The 5363-nt window shown below is 42.9% G+C and carries 5 protein-coding genes; 3 read left to right on the top strand and 2 right to left on the bottom strand.

Annotated features, from left to right (window positions below):
* Window positions 1–79 precede the first annotated feature (79 nt).
* The gene (locus tag B2V92_RS21320; RefSeq protein ID WP_293312025.1) at window positions 80–685 is read right to left on the bottom strand and encodes a short chain dehydrogenase; all 606 of its coding nucleotides are present in this window, start codon (window positions 683–685) and stop codon (window positions 80–82) included.
* Between the two features lie 395 nt (window positions 686–1080).
* On the opposite strand from B2V92_RS21320, the gene B2V92_RS21315 reads away from it, so the two are divergent.
* Window positions 1081–1788 carry an AraC family transcriptional regulator gene (locus B2V92_RS21315; RefSeq protein WP_293312024.1) on the top strand — a complete coding sequence of 236 codons (708 nt, stop codon included), beginning with the start codon at window positions 1081–1083 and terminating at the stop codon, window positions 1786–1788.
* Between the two features lie 140 nt (window positions 1789–1928).
* Window positions 1929–2819 carry an alpha/beta hydrolase family protein gene (locus B2V92_RS21310; RefSeq protein ID WP_293312023.1) on the top strand — a complete coding sequence of 297 codons (891 nt, stop codon included), beginning with the start codon at window positions 1929–1931 and terminating at the stop codon, window positions 2817–2819.
* Between the two features lie 81 nt (window positions 2820–2900).
* On the opposite strand, the gene B2V92_RS21305 is transcribed toward B2V92_RS21310, so the two are convergent.
* The gene (locus B2V92_RS21305; protein ID WP_293312022.1) at window positions 2901–3464 is read right to left on the bottom strand and encodes a GIN domain-containing protein; all 564 of its coding nucleotides are present in this window, start codon (window positions 3462–3464) and stop codon (window positions 2901–2903) included.
* 324 nt (window positions 3465–3788) lie between these two features.
* On the opposite strand from B2V92_RS21305, the gene B2V92_RS21300 reads away from it, so the two are divergent.
* On the top strand, window positions 3789–5363 hold a 1575-nt coding region (locus tag B2V92_RS21300), incomplete at its 3' end, for a Na+/H+ antiporter (protein WP_293312021.1).

The raw sequence follows: 5363 nt of genomic DNA, 5'->3' as shown, positions 1-5363 counted from the left end.
CCATTCCGCAACAAAAGCCTTAACTTGAAAAGTTGAGGCTTTTTTGTTTTCAATCTTTTAAGTGAATTAACCCCACAAATTATGGATACACCTTAAACACCTGCCCGGATAATGCCCCATAAATACTTTTGATATAGGCCTGTGCCACCCGTTCTGCCTTAACAGGTGTATGGCCCTTAAAGAAAGGATGAAGCGCCGGTGATTCTTCAACAACCGACGGACTGACCGCATTAATACGTAGGCCATTTTCAAGCTCTATTGATGCACCGGTTACAAAACCGTTAATGGCTGCGTTAACTGCACTTACATTTGCCGCAAAAGGGATTGGATCTTCAGCCAGTGTACCGGATACAAGGGTAAAGGAGCCTTTGCGATTGATGTAGTGCTGGCCGATTAAAACCAGGTTTACCTGCCCCATTAATTTACTGTTTATACCTTCCCTGAAATGTTCATCCGTCATTGCTGAAAGAGGACCAAAATGAGCGCCACCAGCTGCAACCACCAATGCATCGAAAGCACCAATCTGTTTAAATAAATTTTCTATCGATGCTGTGGAGTGCATATCAACCCGAAAGTCGCCCGCATCGAGTCCAACTTTAATGATTTCGGTATCATTTTCTTTTTCAAGAGCTGTAACAACATTTTTTCCGATGGTGCCCTGCGCACCGATAACAATAATTTTCATTGGATTTATCTTTATTTCTTATGGTTATAATTTGAAACAAAATTACTGGCGGCAGGCAGAACACTTACAGCACTAATCGTTGTATTGTTGGTACAACACGTGGGAATTTCTTCATTTTATCGAAATTCAGTGGATCTGGAATCTTTTTCTGCAATGAAAAGATGATATTATAACTAGCTTTGGTGCTAACTGTTGATGACATGTTGTGTTGGTAGGTAGTAGGCGGTTAAACTATTTTGGCTTTTATGATCAGGGAAAATCCCATATACGGCTCTTCGGATGTTATACCAGAGTGTTTTAGTGCACAGCATCTAAAGCCTGGCTCACCCTTTTCAACAGATACAAAAAATACATTACCACACCGGAATAACCATTATTTATTTTTTCTCTCAGAGTTGAGTACCTGCTCCATTATGGTCGATTTCGAGAAACATGTAATCGGGTCGGGTTGCCTATTTTATGTACTGCCTTCGCAAATGCACAGACGAACAGCGCCTTATGTGGGCGAGGGATGGGTTTTGGAAGTCGATCCGGCAGTGGTTCCGCCTGATTGCAGGGATATATTTGAACATCAGTTAAGCACTAAACCGCCTTTACCATTATCGGATACTGAGTTTGGCCTTCTGAAAAAAATGTTAATGCTGATTGACGAAAGTTCCAGGGAGTTTGAACCCGGCGGTATAACAAATAAAGTAGCTTTTGGGTTACTTACCGCATTTTTGGGGATGGCAGCAACTTTTTATAATCGTGTATCGGCCGAAACGGCTTCTGTTCCGCGTTTGAAAGAAATTTCGGTACTATTTACAGAAAAGCTGATCCAAAATGTACGGGCGGTTAAAAGTCCGGCGGCTTACGCATCAATGTTAAATCTATCCTTACCTTATCTGAACGAGGCCTTAAAAAAAACTACGGGCCATCCGGTTAGTTATTGGATACAGCACGAAGCAGTAATAGAAGCCAAGCGTTTACTGTATACCAACAATTTATCCGTAAAAGAGGTTGCCTATCAAATGGGCTATGAAGATCAATCCTATTTTATCAGGTTATTCCATAAGGTTGCAGGCGAAACGCCGGCACAATTTAAAGCAAGGTTCAAGGATTAACGAAGCCGAATTTTCCTTTCAGCACCGTTCATCACATTTTTTCAATAGTCTATCACATTTATCCCGAAGAGTATTGTGGCAGGGCTATATTGCAGTGCATTTAAATTATAACACACCATAACCTCTTTAAATCAATAAACATGAAATCCTATTTATTTTTTCTACTCTTTTGCTTTAGCATTAAACTATTCGGACAAACCGCTCCAGAGGTTATCCCTCAACCAGACTTCACCACGGAAGACATTAAATTTACCAATGCCGGGGCTGTGCTGGAAGGTACAGTATTTAAACCCAAACATATTGATGCTGCTGTAGTCCTTGTACATGGCTCCGGTCAGGAAACCAGAATGGTAAAGATCGCATCGCTTTTGGCTGAAAATGGTATTGCCGTATTAACATACGATAAACGCGGAGTGGGTAAATCAGGTGGGATATATGCCGGACCTGAAGTGGGTACCAATAACATCGATTCGGCCAACCTGAAACTGTTGGCTTTGGATGCAAGCGTAGCTGCACGTGCCTTATCAACGTTTTTGCCCAACAGTAAGGTGCCAATTGGGTTAATGGGTTTTAGTCAGGCGGGCTGGGTTATCCCTGTGGCCGCAAAAGTGAACAATAAGATCAAATTTATGGTATTGTTCAGCTGTCCAGTGGTTACCACGCTCGAGCAGCTGCGTTTTCAGTTTTATACAAACGGCGATTCTAAATTTTGGGATACGCATACCGAAGCGGATGCGCGCAAACACATCAGTAGTGATGCCGACCGCTATCAATTTGCTGCAACTGATCCGCGTGATGCCCTCTCAGCGCTTTCTATCCCCGGCCTTTGGCTTTTTGGTGGCAGGGATATTCAAATTCCGGTGGGTTTATCAACAGAACGCCTCAATTTGCTTAAAACCAGTGGTAAACCTTATCAATATCAGTTATTTCAGAAACTAGGGCACAATACATCCTCTTCGAAATCGCCCGAAACCACCAATTTTGCTATCCAGTGGATTAAAAGCCTGGGTGCAGGCACGAAAAAGAAATAAGCCTGCCACAATAAAGCCTTAACTTTTTTACAAGCTAAGGCTTTATTGTTTGATGGAGATTGGGATGGAAGCTACGGTCTTCTAAAAATCTGTAGCCTGGGTATGTAGCGCCGCAAACTGATCAAATGTCAATTTTGGGGTTTTATCCATAAAAAGGAAATGGGTTTTGGTATTTCCCCTTAGGTATAATGCCGATTTATCCTGTATCGAAGTATACAGTTCATCACTTGTCGAATAAATATCAGCACTTGCGTTTCCTTTTAAAACAATCTGAAGATATTTTGTTGATAAAATGCCCTCCGTTTTTACCACTACGTTTTCGTCGGCTTCTATCCTGTAGAGGTCGCTTACATAAATGATCAATTTGCCTGGAATTTTACTGGTGCCGGTAATTTTTAATGATTCGCCCTGCTGTATAACTTTGGCATCGCCCTCATTATTATCGTCGTAATTGATACCCGGATTAACCCTTTGGATCAGGGTTACCTCGATATTTCCTGTTATAGAAATTTTCCTGAAAGGCAAAACCTTAGTGGTTTTTATAGGTTTTTCTTCTGTTGCATGTGCTGGTGTCGAAACAGCTGCGGTTACTAATAAAATGCTGGCGAAAGCCGTTGCAATCTGGGTTTTGATGCTGAATTTCATGATATTGTTTATTTAATGGTGTATTAATAAATCGTTAAGCGATAATTGAACTGTTATTAATTGCTATCGTTTAATTGCCTACATGCCAAGGCGATGCCAGATCGTTGGTTAATTTATATTTATCTGACAATCAAGTGTTTGTTGAATTTTTGATTCGAAAACATGTCCGTTATCGGACAGTTGGTTGTGCGGGAGCGAACAGATGGATAATTGTTTATACCAAAAGCGATGGTGCATAAGCTTTGATCGCGCCGATAAATCGTATCGTATTTTTTTATAAATTGAGATGCTGTTTATCTGCTGTAAATTTAACTTACGATCTTAATGCATACCATTTTACCTTTTCTGCTTGCCATGGTAGCCATCATTGTGCTATTGAACATGTGGGCCACTAAACTTAAAATTGCCTATCCAATCCTATTGGTTATCGGTGGATTGCTCATCAGCTTTATTCCCGGTTTACCAGTAGTGAAGATCGATCCCAATCTCATCTTTTTCATATTCCTACCCCCTTTACTATACGAAGCCGCCTGGACGATCTCTTTCAAGGAGATGAAAAAATGGTGGCGCATTATCGGCAGTTTTGCCTTTTTGGTCGTTTTTTTTACCGCACTTTCGGTTGCGCTGGTTACCAATTACCTTATTCCGGGATTCACCATTGCCATAGGCTTTTTACTTGGAGGGATTGTTTCTCCGCCCGATGCGGTAAGTACCGCGGCGATTACCAAGTTTGTAAAAATCCCGAAATCTACTTCTGCCATCCTTGAGGGCGAAAGTTTGTTAAATGATGCTTCCTCTTTGATTATTTTCCGCTTTGCATTGGTAGCGGTTGGCACCGGTCAGTTTATCTGGCAGGATGCTGCTGCAAGCTTTTTGTGGATGGTAGTGGGCGGTGCGGGCATCGGTTTATTACTCGGATGGATATTTGTTCAGGTACATAAATATCTGCCAACGGATGCGCCTTCCGATACCGCACTTACCCTAATCGAACCTTATTTTATGTACTGGATCGCCGAACAGGTACATAGCTCGGGGGTGCTGGCCGTAGTAAGCGGAGGTTTGTTTATGTCGGCCAGACGGTTGATCTTTTTAAGCAGTGCCAGCCGCATCAGGGCGTTTAGCGTATGGGAAAGTTTCATATTTATTCTAAACGGCGTTGTGTTTCTGATTATTGGCCTCGAACTTCCCGAAATCAGGGATGGATTACGCTCGCAGGGCATTCCGCTTGGTACGGCCATCGGTTATGGCGTGCTGGTTACGGGGGTGTTGATCGGGGCACGTATCATCAGCTCTTATGCCGCTATGTTCGCTACGTTGATTTTCAGGCCCGGTGTAGCACCCGCAGCACGTTCGAACAGGGTAAGGATGACGATGCCTTTACTACTCGGCTGGACAGGTATGCGCGGTGTAGTATCATTAGCGGCCGCATTGGCCATTCCACTTACCCTAGATAACGGAAAAGCTTTTCCACAGCGTGATCTGATCCTGTTTATCACATTTGTGGTCATCCTGCTTACGCTTTTGGTACAGGGCCTCACCTTACCCGGCATTATCAAACGCACCGGGGCTTTTGGCCGGTTTATGGATCCAAAGGTTGAAGAAGAGCTGAAACTTAAAATGAAACGCGACCTGAAACAGCACAGCTACCAGTTCCTTAAAAATAAATATGATAACGAACTAAAAGGGCATGCAGGTATGGAAAAGTTATTAAGGCACTGGGAAGAAAAATCGAAAGCTAGCGATGACAGCTGGATGAGCGAGCAGGCCAAAACCATTTTTATCGAGATGCTCGAAAGTCAGCGGGCGTACCTTACTGAGCTGAATAAAGATCCGGCCGTTGATGAGGAGATTATCCGCCATCAGCTTTATCAGATCGACCTGGAAGAAGAGCGGTTGAGG

This window comes from Pedobacter sp. UBA5917 (genome assembly GCF_002432345.1).
In the GTDB taxonomy this organism is placed as follows: Bacteria; Bacteroidota; Bacteroidia; order Sphingobacteriales; family Sphingobacteriaceae; genus Pedobacter.
The sequence above is the reverse complement of the archived record's forward strand: the minus strand, read 5'-3'. Positions and strand labels throughout refer to the sequence as shown.

Excerpts from the sequence above, each read along its gene's own strand:
- B2V92_RS21320 (WP_293312025.1), bottom strand. The coding sequence starts at position 685 with ATGAAAATTATTGTTATCGGTGCGCAGGGCACCATCGGAAAAAATGTT.
- B2V92_RS21310 (WP_293312023.1), top strand. The coding sequence starts at position 1,929 with ATGAAATCCTATTTATTTTTTCTACTCTTTTGCTTTAGCATTAAACTA.
- B2V92_RS21305 (WP_293312022.1), bottom strand. The coding sequence starts at position 3,464 with ATGAAATTCAGCATCAAAACCCAGATTGCAACGGCTTTCGCCAGCATT.